Here is a 24,414-nt window from a genome sequence, read left to right as displayed (position 1 = left end):
AGAATAGGGCTGTAAATCAACAAGACCAATCAAAAAATAATGAATAAATTTTTATACTTTTTACTTGTTTCAATCTTATTTTGTTCTTGTAGCTCCTATCAAAAAGCCTTAAAATCAGATGATGTAGCGGTGAAATATGCAGAAGCTGAAAAAAAATACGACGCCAAAAAATACAACAAAGCCATTCGTCTTTTCGAACAAATGGCTCCAGCTTTTAGAGGCAAACCTCAATCGGAAAAGATGTTTTATATGTATGCGCAGTCGTATTATAAAACCGAACAATATTATTTAGCAGGTTATCAGTTTGAAAGTTTTGTTTCAAGCTATCCAAAAAGTGAAAAAGTAGAAGAAGCAGGGTATTTAGAAGGAAAATCATATTCGATGTTGTCACCTTCGTATAGTTTGGATCAAGTTGATACGGTTAAAGCCATCGATAAATTACAAACCTTTATTGATACTTATCCGAATTCAACGTATTTGCCCGAAGCCAATGCAGCATTAAAAAAATTAACCGATAAGTTAGAAAAGAAGTATTTCGAAATCGCCAAACAATACAATACGATTTCAGATCACAAAGCGGCATTAGTAGCTTTAGACAATTTCATCAGTGATTATCCTGGAACGCCATTCAAAGAATCGGCTTTATTTTACAGATTCGATTCGGCTTACAAATTAGCCATCAACAGTATTCCATCCAAAATGGAAGATCGTTTGAAAAATGCTAAAGTGGCTTACAACAATTTAATAAAATTCAAAGAGAATACAACATACAAAGAAAAAGCTGACGACATGTTGGCCAGAATTGAAAAAGATTTAAAACAATTTTCTAAATAAATAAGTCATGGATTTAAAAAAGACGAATGCTCCGGTAAACACAATCACTTACAACAAAAGTGTTATTGAAGAACCAACCGGTAATGTGTATGAGGCAATCACCATAATGGCAAAAAGAGCAAACCAAATCAACTCTGAAATCAAAAAAGAATTGACTGAAAAACTAGAAGAGTTTGCTACTTACAATGATAGTTTGGAAGAAGTTTTTGAAAACAAAGAACAAATTGAAGTTTCTAAATTCTACGAAAAATTACCAAAACCACACGCGTTAGCTGTTCAAGAATGGTTGGATGGAAAAATCTACCACAGAGCAGATAGCACCACTAAATAATTTAGGAATGTCAGTTTTAAGTGGTAAAAAAATAGTACTGGGTATTTCTGGTGGAATTGCCGCTTACAAAACTGCTCATTTGGTGAGACTTTTTATTAAAGCCGGCGCTCAGATTCAAGTAATCATGACGCCGGCTTCTAAAGATTTTATAACACCACTTACTTTATCAACGCTGTCCAAAAATCCGGTGCATTCGAGTTTCTTTAATGAAGACGATGACAACGCCCAATGGAACAACCATGTTGAATTAGGACTTTGGGCCGATCTAATGCTCATCGCTCCGGCCACAGCCAACACTCTTTCTAAAATGGCAATTGGCAATTGTGATAATTTACTCATCGCTACTTATTTGTCAGCAAAATGCCCGGTATATTTTGCTCCGGCTATGGATTTGGATATGTATAAACATCCTTCAACCATAGCAAGTTTTCATGCCTTACATCAATTCGGAAACACAATGATTCCTGCTGAAAACGGCGAACTCGCTAGTGGTTTATCCGGCGAAGGCAGAATGGCGGAACCCGAAAATATCATCGCTTTTCTCGAAGCAGATTTAGAAAGCAAATTGCCATTGAAAGGAAAAAAAATCCTAATTACTGCAGGTCCGACATACGAAGCTATCGATCCTGTGCGTTTTATAGGAAATCATTCTTCGGGTAAAATGGGTTTTGATATTGCTGAATGTGCCGCCAATCATGGAGCCGAAGTGCTTTTGATTTCCGGACCAAGTCATTTGAATGTCAAGAATTCTAATATCAATTTGATTCGTGTAGTAAGCGCACAAGACATGTACGAAGTTTGTCATCAATATTTCAATACGATGGATGTCGCGATTTGTGCAGCAGCGGTAGCCGATTATCGACCGATGCAGGTGGCTGATCAGAAAATCAAAAAGACAGAAGATTATTTCAGTATTGAACTCGAAAAAACAAAAGATATATTGGCTTCGTTAGGTCAGATTAAAAAAGACCAGTTTTTAATCGGGTTTGCATTAGAAACTCAAAATGAAATTGAAAATGCAAAGCTGAAAATTCAGAAAAAAAACTTAGATTTGATTGTTTTAAATTCATTGCAAGACGAAGGTGCCGGTTTTGGTAAATCAACGAATAAAGTTACTTTTATTGATAGCAACTTTAGTATTGAAACTATGGAATTGAAATCGAAAGAAACCGTCGCACAAGACATCATTAACAAAATAATTCAACAGTATCATGCATAAATTAATCTTCATCATAGTTGTACTTTTCTTTGGAATTGCTCAGGCACAAGAGTTAAACTGTACTGTAAAAGTCAATGCTGATAAAGTAGGAGGAACCAATACGCAAGTATTCAAAACATTGGAAAGATCTTTAACTGATTTTGTCAATAAGACTACTTGGACGACTCAAAAAATAAAACCTACTGAACGCATCAATTGTTCAATGTTTATAACAATTAATGAATTTGCAGGCAATCAATTCAAAGCGTCGATTCAAGTAGGATCGTCAAGACCGGTTTTCAATTCCACTTATTCTTCGCCAGTATTCAATTACAACGACAAAGATTTTAATTTTGAGTATAATGAATTTCAAAATTTAAGCTTTAATCCTGCTTCATTCGATTCAAATTTGGTTTCTGTAATTGCTTATTACAGTTTGATTATCATAGGTTTAGATGCTGATACTTTTGCGCAAGATGGAGGAACACCATATTACGAAGTAGTACAAGAAATTGTAAACGTAGCACAATCTAGTGGCTATGCAGGTTGGGGGCAAGGCGACAGCAATCAAAATCGTTATTTCTTAGTCAATAATTTGACATCCAATACCTATGTTCAATTTCGAGATGCGCTCTATCAATATCATTTTGATGGTTTAGATTTGATGCACAAAGATTTAAAAACGGCCAAAGAAAAAATTATCGGTGCCATTACACAATTGTCATATATGGAATTGAGTAAACCGAATTCCTTTCTAACCCGCGTGTTTTTCGATGCCAAAGTCGATGAAATTGTTTCGATATTTACAGGCGGACCAGCTGTTGATAATGCCACTTTACTTGATAAATTATTCAGCATTTCTCCAATGAATTCAAGTAAATGGACAGAAATAAAGTTATAGTTTCGCTATACATTTAATTGCATTCCTTTCATGATACAATCGCTTTCCATCAATAATTTTGCTTTGATTGAAAAAATGACTATCGATTTTTCGAATGGTTTTTCAATCATCACGGGCGAAACAGGTGCAGGAAAGTCGATACTTTTAGGTGCATTGGGTTTGGTTTTGGGGAAAAGAGCCGATCTGACTTCATTAAAAAATAAAGAAGAAAAATGCGTCATTGAAGCGTATTTCAACATTTCAAATTACAACCTAAAACCCTTTTTTGAAGCCAATGATTTAGATTATGATGCGGTTACGATTCTGCGCCGGGAAATTTTACCTTCCGGGAAATCACGTGCTTTTATCAACGATACGCCTGTAAATCTTCAGGAACTACAAGACTTAAGCGAATTCTTGATTGATGTGCATTCGCAACACCAAACCCAAGAATTATCCGAAAACCAATACCAGTTTGAGATTATTGATGCGGTGGCTTCGAATGTTGATTTGGTTGCACCTTATCAAGTCATTTTAAAACAGTACAAAAAGGATACTTCAACACTTAACGCTTTGAAAACAGCATTGCAAAATGCACTCAAAGAGCAAGATTACAATACTTTTTTATTAAGTGAATTGCAATCCGTTTCATTGCAAAATCTAGATCAAGCGACATTAGAATCAGAATTCGAGCAACTTAATAATGTTGAATTCATTAAAGAAAATGTTAGCAAAGCATTGAAGATTGCCAATGAAGAACAGTATGGAGTCATTCATTTGCTCAATGAAATCAAGAATAATTTGCAAAAAGTAGTTGGTTTTTCTACGGATTATAACACGATTTTCGAACGCATCAATAGTGTTGCCATTGAATTCGATGACGCCATTGATGAACTTAACAAAATGTCGGATCATTTAATTCATGATCCCGAAAAGTTAGAAATTGTTCAACAAAAATTGCAATTGATTTACGCACTTCAGAAGAAGCACCAAGTCGCTTCTATTACTGAATTGCTTGCTATTCAAACGAATTTAGAGCAACAAGTAGATGCGCTTTCAACCATTGAAAATGATATTAAAGCATTAGAAACCTCATTGCAAAATTCAGAAAAAGAATTGGATGATTTAGCCCAAAAAATCCACAAAAACCGAATCGACGCAATCCCAATTCTAACGAATAAATGGATTGAAATATTAGCACAATTGGGCATGCCGAATGTGCGATTTAAAATTGAAATTACAGAAGTCAATCATTATTTATCTAACGGAAAATCAGAATTGCAGTTTCTGTTTGCGGCCAATTTAGGTTCCGATTTTGGATTGCTCAAAAAAGTAGCTTCTGGTGGTGAATTGTCGAGAATTATGCTCGCAACTAAAGCCATTTTGGCCAATTATTCCAATTTACCTACAATCATTTTTGATGAAATCGACACAGGAGTTTCAGGTGAAATCGCTAATAAAATGGGCGAAATCATGAAAACTATGAGTCACAATATGCAAGTATTTGCGATTACACATTTACCCCAAATTGCAGCGAAAGGCGATACGCATTTTAAAGTATACAAATCGGTTGGAGCTGTGGATACAATCACAGAATTGAAGCAATTAACTTCAGAAGAAAGAATTGTCGAAATCGCTCAAATGCTATCAGGAACGGAAGTTTCAGAATCGGCTTTAAATCACGCCAAAGCATTGTTGAACTAATTTTTTTGCGCTATATTTGTGTCACTTTTTACAGAATTTTAAACGCTTTTTATCAATAGAAAACACCCATTAATATGATTATAGAACCAAGAATGCGAGGCTTTATTTGTTTGACATCACACCCAAAAGGATGCGAGCAAAATGTAAAAAACCAGATTGAATATGTCAAATCAAAAGGAACCATCGAAGGCGCAAAACGCGTTTTAGTTATTGGGGCTTCTACCGGATTTGGATTGGCTTCTCGCATCACCAGTGCTTTTGGTTCTAACGCTGCAACGATTGGTGTCTTCTTTGAAAAACCTGCTGCTGAAGGAAAAACGGCTTCACCGGGTTGGTATAATTCCGCTGCTTTTGAACAAGAAGCTCACAAAGCCGGATTGTATGCTAAGAGTATTAATGGTGACGCATTTTCAGATGAAATCAAACAACAAACCATCGATTTAATCAAAGCTGATTTAGGTCAAATCGATTTGATTATTTATAGTTTAGCTTCGCCGGTGCGCATGCATCCTAAAACCGGAGTTTTGCATCGTTCGGTGTTGAAACCCATTGGAAGTACATTCACCAACAAAACAGTCGATTTTCACACAGGCAATGTCAGCCAAGTTTCTATCGAACCAGCCAACCAAGAAGATATTGATAACACGGTTGTCGTGATGGGCGGCGAAGATTGGTCGATGTGGATTGAAGACATGAAAGCTGCTGGTGTGTTAGCGACTGGTGCAACTACAATTGCGTATTCTTATATTGGACCAGCTGTGACTGAAGCAGTTTACAGGAAAGGAACTATTGGAAGAGCCAAAGATGATTTGGAAGCTACGGCTTTTACCATTACCGATAGTTTGGCTTCGATAGGAGGAAAGGCTTATGTTTCGGTGAATAAAGCTTTGGTAACGCAAGCCAGCTCAGCGATTCCGGTGATTCCATTATACATTTCTTTATTGTATAAAATCATGAAAGCGGAAGGCATTCACGAAGGTTGCATCGAACAAATTCAAAGATTATTCAGTCAAAGATTGTATGCCGGTACTACTGTACCAACCGATGACAAAGGCAGAATCAGAATTGATGATTGGGAAATGCGCGAGGATGTTCAGGAACAAGTAGCCAAATTGTGGTTGGAAGCAACTACAGAATCATTACCTGCCATTGGAGATTTAGCGGGTTATAAGCAAGATTTCTTAAACTTGTTTGGTTTTGGTTTTGAAGGTGTTGATTACGACGCTGATGCTAATGAAATGGTTGGTGTTTCGAGTATCAAGTAATTTAGCGTTCAATCAGACCATTGTAACTGTCGTATCTACTTATTAATTTTCCGGTGAATACATCAATTTCAACAATTTCCATTTCGGTAATTTTTTGATTATTGGTATGGTTGGTTTTGTTGGCTACCGTGTAAACGTATTTTTCATTTTTCTTAATGTATTCGAGTTTTGGCTCGGTAACCTCATAAACTTTTTGAGTAAAAACTTTGATGGCCATGGCTTTAGCGTCGTTTTTAGAAATGAAATTAATGGGGCTGTCGTGTATTAAAAAATCAGGAACAGAATTGAGATTAGGTTCTTCAATCAATTGAAGATTGCCATCTAGTTTTACCCATATTCCGGATTTCATACCTTCAATTTTGGTGTAATTGAAATGATACAAAATCCAAATTTCAACAATGTTTTTGGTAATCTTTTTTTTGGTTAAAAATTGATCGATTGCTATTTTGTTTTTTGAAATTAGGTATTTATAGTGCGTTCCTGTATCGGATATTTCAAAATATTCTTTCAAATGTTCACCAACTCTGGAAACTAAAATACTATCGGAAACATGAATTATTTGAGCCGTATTGATATTAGTAGCCAATACAGAAGTACAAAAACCAAAACAAAAAAGAAGGTAAAGATATCGCATACTTTTTTCTGTTTTTATAAACAACAAAAATCTCATTTATAAATAGTTACGCAAATTTTTAACATTTGAACTCACAAACCTAAAATATTCGTTGAAATTCAAATAAATCAATATTATCTGCATGAAAAGCACTGTTTAAGACCAATTTTAAAAGGAAAATGAAACTTTCAATGGATTGAAATTGTAAAAACTTTGCGACCTTTGCGCAAACTCCGCGACCTTTGCGGTTAAATAAAATCCAATGCAAATCAAACCCAAATTCGGCGTCGACCAATTGCTTTTCGGAATGAAACAAACCGATGTAAAAAGCATTTATGGCAATCCAAACAAGCAATTTAAAGACGAAGATCAGAATGTCATTTATGTCTATAACCAACAAAAAATGCGATTGACATTTTATGAAGATGAAGATTTTCGTTTAGGTTATATTATAGCTTCAGATCCTGAGCTAACCTTATTCAATAATACAATATTGGGTAGAAAAGCAACCGAAGTTCAAAAAGAGTTAGAGCAACACAGTTTTAAAACTTGGGAAAAAGAAGATTTTGATTTGGCTGAAAACCATTTCAATGAAGATCATTGGCTCATTCTACAAAGCGAATATGACCAAATTGTAAAAGTAGAAATTGGCGCGATTATCAAAAATCAAGATGAATTTGATTGGAAGTTTGGCGCGAAATAAAACAAGAATTCCACTAATTTACACGAATTAATCAGTGCAAATTAGTGGAATTTATGTTATAAAATATTATTGTTTTGAAGTTGCAGCTGGTGCTACTGGAGCATTTGGTAATGTCTCAAACAATTCCACTTCAAAAATAATATTGGCATTGGGTGGAATTACATTACCTGCACCACGTTCGCCATATCCTAAAGCTGAAGGAATAAAAATCACCGCTTTATCGCCGAAAGACAAATTACTAATTCCTTCCAAAAATCCAGGAATCAAACCGTCTTTTTTACCCGCTTGAAAAGGAAAAGGAGCGTACCCGTTTTGTGAAGCACGGTTTTGATCGAATTTTCCATAAGCTTTGTTGACGTCTTCGTAACTGCTGTCGAATAACGAACCGTCTTCTAAATAACCTGCATAGTGAATATAAATATTCGTACCATCAACCGGTTTTTTTCCTGTGCCTTGTTTGATGATTTTATACTCTAAACCTGTAGGTGATTTGGTTGCAGTAGCTCTAACACCAGCTAAATATTTTACTTTTTCTGCCATTACCGGTGCGTATTGTGCATTATATGCTTTTTTAGCTTCAGCAGCAGCGGCAGCTTGTTTTGCATTTTCTTCCGCTTTTACAGCCGCTTGTTTTTTATCGTCTTCCGCTTTGTTACCATAGTAGTCAGAGAACACTTTTACAGCATTGAATACTTTGGCTTGTGCACCTTTACGAACGATCGTTACTTTATTCATTAGGTCATCTTGAGCAATGGCATTTACTACATCTTGACCGGAAACTACATATCCAAAAATGGTATGTTTTCCATTAAGCCAAGGTGTGTCTTTGTGTGTGATGAAAAACTGACTGCTATTGGTTGCCGGTCCTGAATTGGCCATAGCCAAAATACCAGCTTTATCGAATACGAATTCTGGAACGATTTCGTCTTTGAAACTATAACCACAACCACCGGAACCATTTCCTGCAGGATCGCCACCTTGAATCATGAAATCTTTAATCACACGGTGAAATTTCAACCCATCATAATAGGGCTTTCCTTTAAGTTTTGCATCCGTTATAAAAGGATTATTTCCTTCTGCCAAAGAAACAAAATTAGCAACAGTGATAGGTGTTTTTTGGTATTCTAAACGAATGACAATTTTACCTTTGGCGGTTTCAAATTCAGCATAAATACCTTCTGCATTGTTTGATGGTGCAGCTTTTTTTACGGTTGCAGTAGCTACTGGTTTTTTGGTTACTACTGCTTTTTTTGTTTTTTGTGAATACACATTCATCATTCCTAAAAACAATAAAACGATAACTTTAATTTTCATTTTTCTTAGATTAATATTGTCCTTACTTATTTCGCAATTGCAGGGATTTTCAGGTTATTCCCTTATTTAATTGATAATTTTTATGGCACAGACTCCAGGAGCTCTATTTCGAAAACTATATTGGCATTGGGTGGAATAACGCCACCAGCACCTTGTGCGCCATAAGCAAGTGGTGAAGGTATGAATAAAACCGCTTTATCTCCAAAGGATAATTTTTCTAACCCTTCGATAAAACCGGGAATCATGCCGTCTTTTTTTCCTGCTTCAAAAGGAATTGGAGTATATTGTCTGGCGTCGCATCTACGTTGATCGAATTTACCAAATGTTTTGGCAACCGATTCAACACTGCTGTCAAACAAAGTTCCGTTTTCTAAAAACCCTGAATAATTGATATAAATATTACTGCCCAATGTTGGTTTTTTACCTTTTCCTTTACTAATGATTTTATACATTAATCCGGAATTTGTTTTGATTGCCGTTTTTTTGAGGCCTTCTAAATAAGCTACTTTTTGTTCTTTAACAGCTTTGTATTTCGCGTCATAAATCTTTTTATTTTCAGCATCAATCAAAGCTTGCTTCTTTTGAACTTCAGCTTCATGCGAAAAGAAACTCGAGAACACTTTTACCGCGTCAAATTTTTTAGCAGCGGTTCCATTGCGAATAATGGTCATTTTTACAATCTCATCATTTTGTTCGATTTTATTCACGATATCCATTCCGTTATCAATGACGTGCCCAAAAATGGTATGTTTCCCATCGAGCCATGGCGTGGCTACATGCGTGATGAAAAACTGACTGCTATTGGTTCCAGGTCCTGAATTCGCCATAGCCAATACACCACCTTTATCAAAATGCATATCGGTAATTTCATCTCTAAAAAGATAACCGGCATCGCCCGAACCATCACACATCGGATCGCCACCTTGTATCATAAAATTAGGGATCACTCGGTGAAATTTCAATCCGTCATAATAAGGTTTTCCTTTATATTCATTGCTTACAAAACTATTCTTACCTTCAGCCAAAGTCACAAAATTAGCAACTGTAATGGGTGCTTTTTCAAAATCAAGTTGCACTGTAATATTTCCTTTGTTGCTTTCGATTTCTGCGTAAAGTCCGTCAGGAAGATTGCTATGTTTGTCTTTGCAAGAAGTGAAAACGGCAACAGCCACTAAAAGAATTAAAAAAGATTGTCTCATTATTTGGATTAAAAATTATTCGGTTTGTATTTTATTTTCAGGATTAAAATCGACCAAAGTTACGGTGCAAATCAAAGGTTGGTTATGCCCAATTCGTCTGTCATCGCCATGATATCCGTAGGCCATATGCGAAGGAAACAGGAAAGTAACCGTTTCGTTTTTATGCATCAATTTGATTCCGTGACGCAAGCCCATCATGATTTTTTGTTCTTTATCAACATGGTAAACTTGTGGACGCAATTCTAATTCGGAGTAAATAACATTGCCATCCAAATCTTTGACTTCATAATTAAAATTCGCCACATCGCCTTTTTTTGGACGCAAAGTATCTAACGTATTTTTCTTGTCGTAACGATACCAATAGCCTTTTTGAGAAGTAAGGTATTTTACGTTTGGATCACTTTTAATAATAGAATCAATTTTGGCTTCTTCACCCGAAATCAATTTTTTATTACGCTCGGCAGATTCTTTCAAAAAGGTTCCTGATGAATGTGAAATAGGTTGTCGCGCTTGTTGTTGTGAACAGCTAAGCAGTACAATTCCCATAACGAGCATGACAATAAATAAACTATACTTGCTCATGACTATATTTTTATTTGGGTTATTATTTGTTTGAATTTGGCAACCGTGGCTTCCAAAGATAGTGTCGATTTTCCTCCGGCAGCATTGATGTGTCCACCGCCACTGAAATGTTCGCGTGCCAATTGATTCACATCAAAATCACCTTGAGAACGAAATGATATTTTGATGATATTTTCATCTCGATGTTCAATAAAAATCGCCGCAAAATCAATTCCTTTAATACTCAACCCATAATTAACAATGCCTTCCGTATCGCCTTTGACGTAGTGAAATTCATCCAATTCTTTTTGAGATAGCGAGATGAAAGCGGTTTTATATTCCGGATAAACTACCATATTCTGTAAAGCTCTTCCGAGCAATTGCAAACTGTGATAAGAATTATTATCGAATAGCAATGCCGGAATTTCAGAATTATTCACACCCAAATCAATCAAATCCGCTACAATACGATGGGTTGCGCCGGTAGTTTTTGGAAAACGAAATGAACCTGAATCAGTTAATATTCCAGTATAAATGCAAGTAGCAATGGTTTTATCAATGAAGTCTTTTTTATCTAAAAACGAAATGAAGTTGTAAATCATTTCACATGTCGAACCAAACTGCGTATCGGAATAAGTATACAAAGCGTAATGGTCAGGGCTTTGATGGTGATCAATCATGATGAATGGTGCTGTCAGTTGACTCAACACTTTCTCCATTTCGCCAGTGCGGTGCAAGGCATTAAAATCTAAAGTAAAAATCACTTCAGATTCTTGTAATATTTTGGTGGTATTGACGCGATCATTTTCATAAATCAAAACGTGTTCGCTTCCGGGCATCCAAGCTAAAAAATCAGGAAATTCGTTTGGAGCAATTACAATAGGTTGGTGGTTGCATTTTAAAAGAAAATGATACAAAGCCAAGGTCGAACCCATGGCGTCACCATCGGGACTTCTGTGCGGAATGATCGCAATTTTCTTTGGAGTAGAAAGCAACGCAACTATAGCCTCTATATCTTCTTTTTTCATAGGGTGCGAAGTTACATTATTTTCGCAAAACAGAAACATTTTAACAAGTTGTTATCACTAAAAATCAAACATTAATTAAAGAAATTTGCACTAATTAATTCATGCCAATTGGTGCAATTGCTTCGCCTGTCCGCTATGCTCGGGTCGTGTTTCATATAATTTACGTTTTATTTTACAAGCCATAAACCCAACCAAACCGCAGCCAATCCTACAATAACACTAGCAGCAATATAAAGAAATGCCAAACCTGAATGTTGGCTTTGCAATAAAGCAATATTCTCATATCCGAAAGTTGAAAAAGTCGTATAGCCTCCACAAAAACCAGTAACAAACAACCATTTCATAGAAGAATTAGTCAATTGATTTTTTTCGAGCAAACCCATGATAATTCCAATCAATAAGCATCCGAGTATATTGACTATTAAGGTAGCTAAAGGAAAAACAGCATTATAATATTTCTCAATAACCACCGAAGTAAGATAGCGAAGCATGCTGCCGATACCGCCACCAAGCGCAATCAATAAAAGTGTTCTAAGCATAGGTTTTTGTTTTTCATCGGATTACCAATAGAATTTCATTTCAAAAATAGATTTTTTAATTTCTATTTTCAAGTCTAAAATTTTAAAAGTATTTTTGTCCATGCAACACAACGTACTTATTTTAGATTTCGGATCGCAATACACACAACTTATTGCCCGACGGGTTCGCGAACTCAACATATTTTGCGAAATTTTCCCTTACAATCATTTTCCAACTGACTTATCGAGCTACAAAGCAGTCATCCTTTCCGGAAGTCCATTTTCGGTTCGTGCTGATGACGCGCCTCATCCCGATTTATCACAAATTCGAGGCAAGTTGCCTTTATTGGCGGTTTGTTATGGAGCACAGTATCTCGCTCATTTCAGTGGAGGCGAAGTAGCACCATCGAATACACGTGAATATGGAAGAGCGAATTTGTCTTTCATTAAAGATGGCGAATCCTTTTTTGAAGGTGTTGATGCCCATTCTCAAGTATGGATGTCACATAGTGATACCATCAAAACATTACCTAAAAACGGCGTCAAATTAGCGAGCACTAATGATGTAGAAAACGCTGCGTATAAAATTGAAGGCGAGACTACTTACGCGATTCAATTCCATCCAGAAGTCTACCATTCGACCGACGGAAAAAAGATGCTTGAAAACTTCTTGGTCAACATTGCTCATGTACCACAAAACTTTACACCCAATGCTTTTGTTGAAGAAATGGTGGGTGAACTCAAAGAAAAATTGCAAAATGACAAAGTCGTTCTTGGACTTTCCGGTGGTGTAGATTCGACAGTTGCTGCGGTTTTATTGCATCAAGCGATTGGTAAAAATCTGTATTGTATTTTTGTCAATAACGGATTGTTGCGCAAGAATGAATTTGAAAGTGTGCTCGATCAATACAAACACATGGGATTGAACGTGAAAGGCGTTGACGCTTCGGATCGGTTTCTAAGTGAACTAGCAGGCGTCAGCGATCCCGAAACCAAACGCAAAATTATTGGACGCGTTTTTATTGAAGTTTTTGATGATGAATCACACCAAATTGAAGATGTAAAATGGTTGGCACAAGGCACAATTTATCCTGATGTTATCGAATCGGTTTCGGTGAAAGGGCCATCGGCAACCATTAAATCGCATCACAATGTAGGTGGATTGCCAGATTATATGAAACTCAATATCGTCGAACCATTGCGCATGCTTTTTAAAGATGAAGTGCGTAGAGTTGGGGCAACATTAGGCATTGATGCAGCGTTATTGGGAAGACATCCGTTTCCAGGGCCTGGATTATCAATAAGAATTTTAGGTGATATAACTTTAGAAAAAGTTCGTATATTGCAAGAGGTTGACGCCATATTTATTGAAGGATTAAAATCTTTTGGTTTGTATGACAAAGTTTGGCAAGCCGGTGCTATTTTACTGCCGGTGCATAGTGTAGGAGTCATGGGCGATGAGCGTACTTACGAGAAAGTTGTAGCACTCAGAGCCGTTGAATCGACCGATGGAATGACTGCAGACTGGGTTCATTTGCCGTATGATTTTTTGATGAAAACATCGAATGAAATCATCAATAAAGTGAAAGGCGTAAACCGTGTAGTGTATGATATTAGCTCCAAACCACCTGCTACGATTGAATGGGAATAAATTAATTCAACGTTTATGAAAAAAATTTTATTCGCTTTTTTTGCAATTTGCATTTTAAGCAGCAGTTTTGGTCAAAACAGAAAAAAAGATCAAGAAGTTGATATTATTGATCATGAAGTGCAATTAGGAGAATCGATTCGTTTGATATCTAAAAAGTATTTAGTTGATCCTGCTGAAATATACAAACTCAACAAATTCGCTGTTGAAGGTATTAGTCAGGGGATGGTTTTAAAAATTCCGGTTCCCAGAAAAGAAGGTGCTGCAGCAAAAGTGTTAGTAGCTAGTTCAGGAACTAAAGAAACAAGCGCTAATGAAAGCAGTGAAGTAGTTCAAAATGAAACTGTAGTTGATGACAAAGCAACAAAAAATGGTCCTGAAAAATCAGAAATTGTTAATGCCAACCCAACGCCAAATAACGACATCAAAAAAATCGTCATTACAGAAAGAAAAACGGAAGTCAATCATAAAGTAACTGCTAAAGAAACGTTGTATAGTTTGGCCAGAGATTTCAATGTTTCTGTGGATGACATCAAAGCCAACAATGCTGAAACGCTAAAAAACGGATTGAAGATTGGACAAATTATTAAAATCCCAACAGAAAAAAGTATTGACATCAAACAATCTACATCGGTTACTGAAGAAACCGTTAAAACGGAAAAGCAAAAACCGGCGGTAACTCAAACTAAAGCTGCGGAAACTGTTGCCGGAAATGCCATTAAACATAAAGTAGAACCCAAAGAAACCTTATACAGTTTGTCGAAAAAGTACAATGTTTCTGTGGATGACATCAAACTTCAAAATGAAGATATATTAAAAAATGGTTTGCAAATCGGACAGATTTTAACCATTAAAACCAACAATTAATGCGCTTGCAAAACCCAAATGTTAATCAAACTAAAAGTACTACAATGAATCGATTTTTATATGCTCTACTGGCAATCATCATGATTTCTAGCGCCACGTTTGCCCAAGATAAGAATTTCGCAAAACACACCGTTGCTAAAGGAGAAACGATTACGCAAATTGCTACAAAATACAATGTTACGCCTTATGATATCTATAAATTAAATCCGGATTCCCAAAACGGAATTAAAGAAAGCGACATTCTTCTAATACCAACATCAGTAATAAAAACGGCAAGTGCTTCAAAGCCTAAATCGGCGGACAACAGAACGCATGTAGCCAAACCCAAAGAAACTTTATACAGCATTGCAAGAGATTATAATGTTAGTATTCAGGATTTGAAAAGCCTAAATGCTGAAGCTTTCGCCAGCGGTTTGAAAATAGGACAAACCATAAAAATACCTAATATTAGTGGAGATGCGCCGACTACAACAAAAGAAAACCCAAAAGAAACTGTTGTAGAGAAACCTACTTCGCCAGTGGTATCGCAATCCAATAAAGAAAATAATGTTTTTCATATTGTTGAACCTAAAGAAACAAAATTCGGAATCGCCAAAAAATATGGCATGACCGTTCAACAATTGGAAGAGAAAAACCCACAAATTGTTTCCAATTTACCAGTAGGATACAAACTTATTATTAACGGTGTGGCATCAAAGCCTGAACCTACGAAACCGGTGGAAAAACCTATTACTGAAAAACCTATCGCAGAAAAACCAAAACCGGTAACCACCGAAATAGTTGGTGATGAAATTGTAACGACAGAAACCATACATACATTAACCAAAAATGGCTATGCTAATTATGAAGTAAAGCAAGGCGAAACGATGTATAGTTTGGGTCAATATTTTAATATCAGTCCAGAGGAATTAATCAAACTCAATCCGACATTAAGCGATGGTGTAAAAACCGGAATGATTTTGAAAGTACCAGGAAAAGGAACTATCAAAACTGATGTTGGCGGAACACCTAAATATGCAGATTCGAGTAAGCCTATCGTGAAAAATGCAATTAAAAAGCAATTGGTTTTATTGCTTCCGTTTAATGCCGCCAAAATCCAAAGCGATACTTTAAAGACCATGGAAGTTCGTTTGAAAAAAGATGCGTTCCTCAACATGACACTCGATTTCTATTCAGGCGCATTAATGGCTATCGATTCAGCGAAAACACTCGGATTGAATGTTGATGTGAGGATTTTCGACTCCGAAGAAAGCAAAATGAGTTCTAATATCGAGAATGTCATTAAGAAGAATAATGTTGAAACTGCCGATGCGGTTATTGGTCCATTCTACCAGCAATATGTTGAAAAAGCTGCCGAACTTTTAAATGAAAAAAACGTCCCTGTGATTTCGCCTTTATCAAAAGAAATTGGAAAATCGTTTCCTAATTTATTTCAATCGATGCCTCCGAGTGATTTTGGTAAAACGGCTATGTTCAATTTTATGATGTCGAAAAAAGGGAATATTATTGTTGTAAGCGATCCTAAAAAAGTCTACAACAAGGATTTTATTACGAAAAATTACCCTTCAGCAAAATTCGTTACATTATTAGATAATGGCGCTTTGGATGTAGATAATTTAAAATCACAATTTATAAAAGATGCCATCAATTATGTCGTTTTAGATTCGGAAAGAACCGGTTTGATATTGGGCACAACGAATATTTTGTTGAATGAAATGTCGAATTTTCAAATTCAATTGGTGATTATTGAACCGAACGATACGCTAGATTTCGAGGAAATTTCAATGAAAAGATTGACCATCCTAAAAATGCTTTACCCATCATTAACCCGTGAAAATAATACTGTTGCAGCTACGGATTTTGAAAAGAACTATAAAGAAATCAACAAAGTGTTTCCAAGTCAATTTGCCATTCGAGGTTTCGATGTGACGTTTGATACTTTGCTGCGTATCACTCAAGAAAAATCCTTTATGGCTTCCGCTGCGGAATTAAAATCCGAACAAATCGAAAGCAAGTTTGAATACACCAAAAAAGGTGCTGATGGTTACGTCAACAAAGGCATTTACATCATGGAATACCAAGATGATTTATCCGTAAAACAAGTAAATTAATGACTTCAAAAATAACCTACTTAGGCGACTTAAGAACTTCTTCAGTTCATTTGCAATCCGGCACAGAGATTCTTTCGGATGCGCCAACAGACAATCACGGACGCGGTGAAGCTTTCTCGCCAACAGATTTAGTAGCGAATGCTTTAGGAAGTTGTATGATTTCGATTATGGCAATTAAGTCGAAAGATTTGAATGTAGATTTAATCGGCTCAACCATCGAAATCACTAAAATCATGCAACCCGAGCCACGTAAAATAGCTAAGATTATTGTTGTTTTAAATATGCCAATCGATGTGGATGAAAAAGCAAAAACCATTCTGGAACGCGTCGCGATGAATTGTCCGGTATTATTGAGTTTGAATTCCGATATCGAAAAAGACGTGACTTTTCACTGGAAATAATTTATAGAAAATACAGAATGAGCCAAGAGTGAAGACTAGTTTTTACTTCTTGGCTCTTTTTCTTTTCACTCCACAACATGAACCAAGATCAAAAAAAACTCATCCAACTCGCGCATACCAAAATGCCTTTCGGGAAATATAAAGATTGGCACTTGATTGATATTCCTGAGTATTATATCGTTTGGTATAAAAATAATGGGTTTCCAAAAGGGCTATTAGGCGAGCAATTGCAATTGGTTTATGAACTCAAACTAAACGGATTGGAGGAATTGATTCGCAATATTAAGAAGCAATATCCGAAGAAAGATTATTAGATTATTGGATTTTTAGATTGTTAGATTTTAACCTGGGTTTTTTTCTAATAATCCAACAATCTAATCGTCTAATTATCCATTTTAAATTCTTATTTTTGCCTCGTTTTTTTAAACAACTACAACAACACAACAACAACCAAAACACAATGAATCAAACGAAATATATTTTTGTTACCGGCGGCGTGACTTCTTCTCTTGGAAAGGGAATTATTGCGGCATCTTTAGCAAAATTATTGCAGGCAAGAGGCTATCGAACAACCATTCAAAAATTTGATCCTTACATCAATGTTGACCCGGGAACTTTAAATCCTTACGAACATGGCGAATGTTATGTCACAGATGATGGTGCTGAAACCGATTTAGATTTAGGACACTACGAACGTTTTTTGAATGTTCCAACTTCACAAGCCAATAATGTAACAACCGGTAGAGTCTATCTTTCCGTAATTGAAAAAGAACGTCGCGGTGAATTCTTAGGAAAAACCGTTCAAGTCGTTCCGCACATTACCAACGAAATAAAAGAACGCATGCAATTGCTCGGAAATTCAGGCGATTTCGATATTGTCATTACTGAAATCGGTGGAACTGTCGGTGATATTGAGTCGTTGCCATACATAGAATCCGTGCGTCAATTGGTGTGGGAATTGGGTGAAAGTAATGGCATTGTAATTCATCTTACCTTGGTTCCGTATTTGGCAGCTGCTGGTGAACTCAAAACAAAACCAACACAGCATTCCGTAAAAACTTTAATGGAAAGCGGAATCAAAGCCGATATTCTTGTATGCAGAACCGAGCATGAAATTTCGGATGAATTGCGTCAGAAATTGGCGTTGTTTTGCAATGTAAAAAGAGAAGCCGTAATCCAATCGATCGATGCTTCGACGATTTATGAAGTGCCCAACTTGATGCTCGAAGAAGGCTTGGATGTCGTGGCATTGAAGAAATTAAATTTACCTAAAAAAGCATCGCCGGATTTAAAAAACTGGAATGTCTTTTTACATCGATTGAAAAATCCAAAACATACGGTGAATATTGGTTTGATTGGAAAATATGTTGAATTGCAAGATTCTTATAAATCAATTTTAGAAGCGTTCATTCACGCAGGTGCAGCCAACGAAACTAAAGTGAATGTTGTTTCGGTACATTCCGAATATATCGACGCCGATAATATTGCTGATAAAATGCACGACCTTGATGGTATTCTCGTGGCACCAGGTTTTGGCGAACGCGGTATCGAAGGAAAAATTGAAGCGGTGCGTTATGCGCGTGAAAATAATTTACCGTTTTTCGGAATTTGTCTAGGGATGCAAATGGCAGTGATTGAATATTCCAGAAATGTTCTCGGACATAAAGACGCGAATTCAACCGAAATGAACCAAGGCACCTCGCACGCCGTAATCGATTTGATGGAAGAACAGAAAAACATCACTGACAAAGGCGGAACAATGCGTTTGGGTGCATGGAAATGTGATATAAAACCGAATACTTTGGCAGCTTCTATTTATGGAAAAACATCCATTTTAGAACGTCACCGCCATCGTTACGAATACAACAGCGATTACGCAGCAGCATTGGAAAAAGCAGGATTGATTTCGTCAGGAATCAATCCGGAAACGAACTTGGTGGAGATTGTTGAAATCGCCAGCCATCCGTTTTTCATTGGCGTGCAGTACCATCCCGAATACAAAAGTACAGTAGCTAATCCGCATCCGTTATTTGTAAGTTTTGTGGGTGCGACCGTCAAAGCAAAGAAGAAATAATTAATACAGTTTTATAAATACAATAATGGAAGAAAAAAAATTAGATCGCAATTCAATCATAGGTTTTGTATTGATTTTTGGTATTTTGATATGGATTATGTATCAAAATCAACCGACTGAAAAGCAAATTGCTGCCGACAAAGCCAAAAAAGAATTGGTTCAAAAACAAGCAGAAGCTCAGAAAGTAAAAGCAGCTGCAGTTACTGTTGTTAAAGATTCAACCGCAAATGATTCGACGCAATTGTCAGCTTTGAAAGCAACACTTGGAAACTTCGCGTATTCTGCAACACTTCCTTCAGCGAAAGAAAATTTCACCACGATTGAAAATGATTTGATTAAAATTACCATCGCCAACAAAGGTGGTTTTATTACCGAAGCCACATTAAAAAATCAAGAACGTTTCAAAAAAGGTTCAGGACAATTGGTGTCTTTGATTAAGGATAAGAATTCGGATTTAAACATTACGTTGCTCACACAAGACAACCGTTCACTATCGACTAAAGATTTGTTTTTCGAACCCACTTTAACCAAAGTAGGCGAGAACCAAGTACTGACATTGCACTTGAATGCGAGCGCTAACGAGTTTTTAGAATACAAATACGTTTTGAAGCCGAACAATTATATGCTCGATTTCGACATTCGTTCGCAAGGTTTGAGCAAAGTTTTGAATACGTCAAAGCCATTGGATTTAGAATGGAATTTGAAAGCGTATCGCAACGAGAAAAGCATTTCGTATGAAAACCGTTATGCCGACATCCGTTACGAATATGAAGGCGACAAAGACAGTTATACCGGTCAAGGAAAAGATAAAGAGGAAACACCTGAAAAGGTTTCTTTTATCGCATTCAAGCAGCATTTTTTCACTTCGATATTGTTGACTAAAACGCCTTTTGAAAAATCAAAATTGTATTCTGATAATTTGGTTGTCAATGACCAAGTGGATACACTTTATACCAAACAATTCAAAGCCAATGTGCCTTTAGCGTTTAATAATGGTGAATTGGATTATAAAATGAATTGGTATTTTGGCCCAACCGATTACAAAACATTGAAAGCTTACGACAGAAATTTAGATAAAATTATTCCATTAGGTTGGGGCATTTTTGGGTGGATTAACAAGTTTATTTTTATTCCATTATTCGGATTTTTGAGTTCTTATATTGCTTACGGTATTGCGATTATCATCTTCACGATTTTGATTAAAATTGCAATGTCGCCAATCACATACAAGTCATTTTTGTCGCAAGCGAAGATGAAAGTGTTGCGTCCGGAGATTACGGAGTTGGGAGATAAATTCAAAAAAGACCCGATGAAAAAACAACAGGAAACGATGAAGTTATACAACAAAGCCGGCGTCAATCCGATGGCAGGTTGTATTCCGGCATTGATTCAGATTCCATTTATGTATGCGTCGTTTCAGTTTTTCCCTTCAGCATTTGAACTAAGACAAAAAAGCTTTTTATGGGCCGATGACTTGTCTTCATTTGACCAAGTGGCAAAATTACCTTTCCACATTCCATTGTATGGTGATCACATCAGTTTGTTTCCAATTTTGGCAGCCATTGCGATTTTCTTTTATATGAAAATGACTTCTGGCGACCAACAAATGGCGGCTCCACAACAAGAAGGCATGCCCGATATGAGCAAGATTATGAAAATTATGATTTATGTATCGCCGATTATGATGTTGATTTTCTTCAATAGTTATGGTGCGGGATTGAGTTTGTATAACTTTATTTCGAATTTGATTACGATTGGGATTATGTTTGTTATCAAAAACTATATTGTAGATCCCGAAAAAATTCATGCTCAGATTCAAGAGAACAAACTCAAAGAGCCGAAAAAACAAGGGAAGTTCCAACAGAAATTGCAAGCGATGATGCAGGAAGCAGAAGCTCAAAAAGCACAGCAGAAGAAAAAATAGATTTTATATAATCAAAAAAGCCCGATCAAATGATTGGGCTTTTTATTGCAACACGATTACCACTAATCACAGTTCAAACGGTTGCTATTTATTGATAATCACTTTAAAGGTTTTCACTAGATTGTTGTCGTTGATTCGAATAAAATAAACGCCATTGGAAACGGCATCCGTTTTAAAAACCAAGGTATTATTTTCAGCTAAAGCAATTTCAGATTGAATTACTTTTCCAACCATATCAATAAGGTCGATTTTTAGGTTGCCTTTATTTTGATTGATTTGAATCTTTATAAAATCGCTCGCCGGATTAGGAAATATTTGAATTTGATTATCAGTATAATCGTTTGTTGCTAAAGTTAAATTGCATGAACTAGAAACCACATTCGAATTTTCTATTGTATTTCCAGTAGTTAAAATATGTCCAGAGAAACCACTATAATTACTAGGATAAAAACTACAGCGAAACACCATATTTTGAGTTGGAGTGCTTCCTTGATTGGCAATACTGGTTCCGACAGGATTGATGTATTTCCAAAGCGTAGTACCGGCATTATTGACTTCAGTAAAAATACCGCTAGGGCCATTACAAATTAAAACATTACCATTAGAAAGTTGCTGTGCGCCGGATATGTTCATCGCAAACAAATTATTGGGATTTCCGGAATTGTATATCCACGAAGGTGAAGTCGGCAAATAGGGCAGTGTTGCAGTATAGTTATAACCGTCAACAGGCGGATTAATGATTTCAACTGTTGAATAATTTCCACCGGTTCTGGCCAATCCGTTATTAAATACCATCAATTGATTTTCGAAAGGCAATCCGTTTTCTATCCAATGGATATTATGCTGCCCGAAGAATTTTTTATCCGCAGCAGTACCGTTATTATAGGCTTGTGGATTTCCCCAACGGTATAAAAAGTCACCGCCTTTTCCTGAATTTCCGCCACTATGACTGGCAGCTTGGGCAGTTGATGTACTGTGATCGATGATCCAAATTTCACTTAAGTTATGAGAACTAACTACAATTTGATCTAAAGTTGGATTATAATCGATGGCATTCATATGAATCCAATCAGAAACCGTTGCACTAGCGCCATAATTGACATTCAACAATTGTGGATTGGAAGCTATGGTGCTATAATTGGGTTTTGAAGCATCAAAATCTTGTACTAAGTGATCCCACAAATGCCATTCCCAAACTACATTTCCGCCTGTAGCACCAATGGGTTGTATTTCGAGAATTTGCTCACTCCACAGTACAGCAGGAACTAAGGTGGAATTTCTGCCAAACGCAAAGGCTTCAGTATTGGTTTTCTTTTCCCAAGCAATTACTAAAACATTACCATTTGGAAGCATTTTGGCATCGTGATGTTGACATTTTGTTGCATCAGAAATTGTATAACTCCAAATAACGTTTCCGTTCCAATCTATTTTTTCGATAATACCGCCTTTGCCGCCGGCATTGAATGTAGTATTTGCTGTTAGACCGGTGTGCAAAAGCGTTCCGTCTTCCAATAAATAAACGGATTGTCCGGGTTTGTAGGCGCTATTCCATGTTTTTACTTGCCTTCCACAGCGATCAATTAAATATGTTGTATTGGCATTATTAGGTGCAAATAAAACATAACCATCATCTAAAGTTCCGGCATTATGTTGTGTTAAACCTACTGTTTGTGCATTCGAATTCAATAAGGAAGTAAGGAATAAAGCAAAAAAGTATATTTTTTTCATATCAAAAGTTTTCAATTGGATTAAAAAAATAAAAAAAGGTTTACTTCATTTTTGAAATAAACCTTTTATAAATTTTATGAAGCCATTATTTATTAATAATCACTTTGAATGATTTGCTGCTAGGCCCATCGGATACTTTGACAAAATAAACACCATTGTATACCGTATCTGTTTCTAGAATGGATAAGGTACTGCCTTGCAAAATTTTACTCGTTTTTACAACTTTACCCAATTCATCAATCAATTGTACATTCAAATCTTTTTCAACCATTGGAGTTTGAATCGCAATAAAATCACTGGCAGGATTCGGATAAATAGTCACTTTCGATTTATTGAAGTCGAATGTTTCATTGGCTAGAACATAAGTTGTTGCTCCCGCTGGTACGGTAGTTACAGTTGTTGTCGTTACATTTCCATAAAAAGTTGGACCCACTACATAGGGATAAGTCGATTTATGATTTTCATCTACTGTAGCGAAGTAGCAATAAATTCCCAAGGGATATTCAGGTGTAATACAAAAGCGACCATTATGCGCATCTAAATATGTTGGATCGGATGGATGCGCCACATATTCATAATCTTCTCTGAAATAACCATTAAAAAAAGTTTGAGTTCCTACCACTTGATTCACAGCAGGTCCATTGGTTCTGGTCGTTTGCACTTTTAATTGATAGCTTGATTTCATTCTGCTGATGCCACCAGTTCCATCGGTATTGTTAAAGGCATAAGCTCCGTAGATTGGGAAGCCATCATAAGCAAAACCCAATAAGGGAGCATGCTCAGAAGCATTAATTACATACAAACCATCTGATGGATACAAATCACAAACATTAGAAGATACCACCAAATCTAAATTGAAAGCACTTGGGTTTTGATGGTGGTGGTAATTTCCCATGGCTGGATGTGCTTTTGCACAATCAAATCCGGCACGCTCTGCAGGTATTGCATCTCTGTTCCATGCTTGCGTTGCCATAGGTCCGCCTGGGCAAGCTGAATTTCCTGGACCACCACAAAGCGCACTAGTAGTATTGTTCCATGCAACGCCATCTCTATAATCAAACAGCGCGACACCATTTATAAAAACACCGATATTACCACCTGTAGTTGCTGTAGCAGTACCAGTATTTTGCGTTGGCGTTAATGGAAATCTGAAAATTTTATTTTGTGCTGTAGCAAAAGAAGGATTACCATCTTGGAACGGGCCTGTGATATAAGCTGGAATTCCCGTAGCAGCAACATATGCATAGGTTGCATTATATTGAACCGTTTGCACATTGGCCTGAACAGCATCAACAATTGGAGTTGAATTTCCTGCCACATAATGTCTTCCTGTTATTCCGGTTGTGTTTTGCAACCAAGAAAGAATTGCAGGATTGGTTTGTGCATTCGAAAAAATGCCAATGCCTGTAAAAGTTAAGGTTAGAATTAGTTTTTTACTCATGCTTTTTAGTTTTAAATTTTGGAATTGCTTCGCCAGTTCGCTAGCACTCGGGTCGTGAATCTTCGATTTCAT

The 24,414-nt window shown here is 36.4% G+C and carries 22 protein-coding genes; 14 read left to right on the top strand and 8 right to left on the bottom strand.

Annotated elements, in window-relative coordinates; translation table 11 throughout:
- Positions 1–39: 39 nt before the first annotated feature.
- From RMO03_RS08115 to fabV, 6 genes are all read left to right on the top strand, one after another.
- Positions 40–834 (top strand): outer membrane protein assembly factor BamD, encoded by a 795-nt coding sequence (locus RMO03_RS08115; RefSeq protein WP_309641596.1) that lies wholly within the window; start codon positions 40–42, stop codon positions 832–834.
- Between the two features lie 7 nt (positions 835–841).
- Complete coding sequence (locus RMO03_RS08110) at positions 842–1,165, top strand: DNA-directed RNA polymerase subunit omega (protein ID WP_309641595.1); 324 nt, start codon at positions 842–844, stop codon at positions 1,163–1,165.
- A 7-nt stretch (positions 1,166–1,172) separates the two neighbouring features.
- Positions 1,173–2,384 carry a bifunctional phosphopantothenoylcysteine decarboxylase/phosphopantothenate--cysteine ligase CoaBC gene (gene coaBC / locus RMO03_RS08105; RefSeq protein WP_309641741.1) on the top strand — a complete coding sequence of 404 codons (1,212 nt, stop codon included), beginning with the start codon at positions 1,173–1,175 and terminating at the stop codon, positions 2,382–2,384.
- Complete coding sequence (locus RMO03_RS08100; protein WP_309641594.1) at positions 2,377–3,264, top strand: DUF4835 family protein; 888 nt, start codon at positions 2,377–2,379, stop codon at positions 3,262–3,264. The genes coaBC and RMO03_RS08100 overlap by 8 nt, the downstream gene beginning before the upstream one ends.
- Positions 3,265–3,294: 30 nt before the next feature.
- Positions 3,295–4,947: a DNA repair protein RecN gene (gene recN / locus RMO03_RS08095; RefSeq protein WP_309641593.1), complete on the top strand. Its 1,653-nt coding sequence runs from the start codon at positions 3,295–3,297 to the stop codon at positions 4,945–4,947.
- A 74-nt stretch (positions 4,948–5,021) separates the two neighbouring features.
- Positions 5,022–6,212 (top strand): enoyl-ACP reductase FabV, encoded by a 1,191-nt coding sequence (gene fabV, locus RMO03_RS08090; protein WP_309641592.1) that lies wholly within the window; start codon positions 5,022–5,024, stop codon positions 6,210–6,212.
- Between the two features lies 1 nt (position 6,213).
- Here the strand turns inward: fabV and RMO03_RS08085 are convergent, their stop codons facing one another.
- A complete protein-coding gene (locus tag RMO03_RS08085; protein WP_309641591.1) occupies positions 6,214–6,846 on the bottom strand; it encodes a PepSY domain-containing protein in 633 nt (210 codons plus the stop codon).
- A 241-nt stretch (positions 6,847–7,087) separates the two neighbouring features.
- Here RMO03_RS08085 and RMO03_RS08080 point away from each other — a divergent pair, with 241 nt between their 5' ends.
- On the top strand, positions 7,088–7,528 hold the full coding sequence (locus RMO03_RS08080; protein WP_309641590.1) for a hypothetical protein: 441 nt from the start codon (positions 7,088–7,090) through the stop codon (positions 7,526–7,528).
- A gap of 66 nt (positions 7,529–7,594) precedes the next feature.
- Here RMO03_RS08080 and RMO03_RS08075 read toward each other — a convergent pair whose 3' ends face one another.
- The 5 genes from RMO03_RS08075 to crcB form a co-directional block, all read right to left on the bottom strand.
- Positions 7,595–8,842 carry a peptidylprolyl isomerase gene (locus RMO03_RS08075; protein WP_309641589.1) on the bottom strand — a complete coding sequence of 416 codons (1,248 nt, stop codon included), beginning with the start codon at positions 8,840–8,842 and terminating at the stop codon, positions 7,595–7,597.
- Positions 8,843–8,922: 80 nt separating this feature from the next.
- On the bottom strand, positions 8,923–10,041 hold the full coding sequence (locus tag RMO03_RS08070; RefSeq protein ID WP_309641588.1) for a peptidylprolyl isomerase: 1,119 nt from the start codon (positions 10,039–10,041) through the stop codon (positions 8,923–8,925).
- A 15-nt stretch (positions 10,042–10,056) separates the two neighbouring features.
- Complete coding sequence (gene gldI, locus RMO03_RS08065) at positions 10,057–10,623, bottom strand: gliding motility-associated peptidyl-prolyl isomerase GldI (RefSeq protein WP_309641587.1); 567 nt, start codon at positions 10,621–10,623, stop codon at positions 10,057–10,059.
- Positions 10,624–10,625: 2 nt separating this feature from the next.
- Positions 10,626–11,630 (bottom strand): bifunctional oligoribonuclease/PAP phosphatase NrnA, encoded by a 1,005-nt coding sequence (locus RMO03_RS08060; RefSeq protein ID WP_309641586.1) that lies wholly within the window; start codon positions 11,628–11,630, stop codon positions 10,626–10,628.
- A 167-nt stretch (positions 11,631–11,797) separates the two neighbouring features.
- Positions 11,798–12,169: a fluoride efflux transporter CrcB gene (gene crcB, locus RMO03_RS08055; RefSeq protein WP_309641585.1), complete on the bottom strand. Its 372-nt coding sequence runs from the start codon at positions 12,167–12,169 to the stop codon at positions 11,798–11,800.
- Between the two features lie 100 nt (positions 12,170–12,269).
- On the opposite strand from crcB, the gene guaA reads away from it, so the two are divergent.
- The 7 genes from guaA to yidC all read left to right on the top strand — a co-directional run bounded on the left by guaA (position 12,270) and on the right by yidC (position 21,173).
- A complete protein-coding gene (guaA, locus tag RMO03_RS08050; RefSeq protein WP_309641584.1) occupies positions 12,270–13,799 on the top strand; it encodes a glutamine-hydrolyzing GMP synthase in 1,530 nt (509 codons plus the stop codon).
- A 15-nt stretch (positions 13,800–13,814) separates the two neighbouring features.
- On the top strand, positions 13,815–14,663 hold the full coding sequence (locus tag RMO03_RS08045) for a LysM peptidoglycan-binding domain-containing protein (protein WP_309641583.1): 849 nt from the start codon (positions 13,815–13,817) through the stop codon (positions 14,661–14,663).
- Positions 14,664–14,707: 44 nt separating this feature from the next.
- On the top strand, positions 14,708–16,774 hold the full coding sequence (locus RMO03_RS08040; protein ID WP_309641582.1) for a LysM peptidoglycan-binding domain-containing protein: 2,067 nt from the start codon (positions 14,708–14,710) through the stop codon (positions 16,772–16,774).
- A complete protein-coding gene (locus RMO03_RS08035) occupies positions 16,774–17,175 on the top strand; it encodes an OsmC family protein (RefSeq protein WP_309641581.1) in 402 nt (133 codons plus the stop codon). The genes RMO03_RS08040 and RMO03_RS08035 overlap by 1 nt, the downstream gene beginning before the upstream one ends.
- A gap of 77 nt (positions 17,176–17,252) precedes the next feature.
- The gene (locus RMO03_RS08030) at positions 17,253–17,489 is read left to right on the top strand and encodes a DUF3820 family protein (RefSeq protein ID WP_309641580.1); all 237 of its coding nucleotides are present in this window, start codon (positions 17,253–17,255) and stop codon (positions 17,487–17,489) included.
- 146 nt (positions 17,490–17,635) lie between these two features.
- Positions 17,636–19,249 (top strand): CTP synthase, encoded by a 1,614-nt coding sequence (locus RMO03_RS08025; protein WP_309641579.1) that lies wholly within the window; start codon positions 17,636–17,638, stop codon positions 19,247–19,249.
- Positions 19,250–19,274: 25 nt separating this feature from the next.
- A complete protein-coding gene (gene yidC, locus RMO03_RS08020; protein ID WP_309641578.1) occupies positions 19,275–21,173 on the top strand; it encodes a membrane protein insertase YidC in 1,899 nt (632 codons plus the stop codon).
- A gap of 84 nt (positions 21,174–21,257) precedes the next feature.
- Here the strand turns inward: yidC and RMO03_RS08015 are convergent, their stop codons facing one another.
- Entirely contained in the window at positions 21,258–22,901 is a 1,644-nt protein-coding gene (locus tag RMO03_RS08015) for an aryl-sulfate sulfotransferase (RefSeq protein WP_309641577.1), read from the bottom strand.
- An 85-nt stretch (positions 22,902–22,986) separates the two neighbouring features.
- Positions 22,987–24,414: a YHYH protein gene (locus RMO03_RS08010; protein WP_309641576.1), complete on the bottom strand. Its 1,428-nt coding sequence runs from the start codon at positions 24,412–24,414 to the stop codon at positions 22,987–22,989.

This window comes from Flavobacterium sp., from assembly GCF_031411595.1.
Taxonomy (GTDB): domain Bacteria; phylum Bacteroidota; class Bacteroidia; order Flavobacteriales; family Flavobacteriaceae; genus Flavobacterium.
This window is presented reverse-complemented; position numbering and strand designations above follow the sequence as displayed.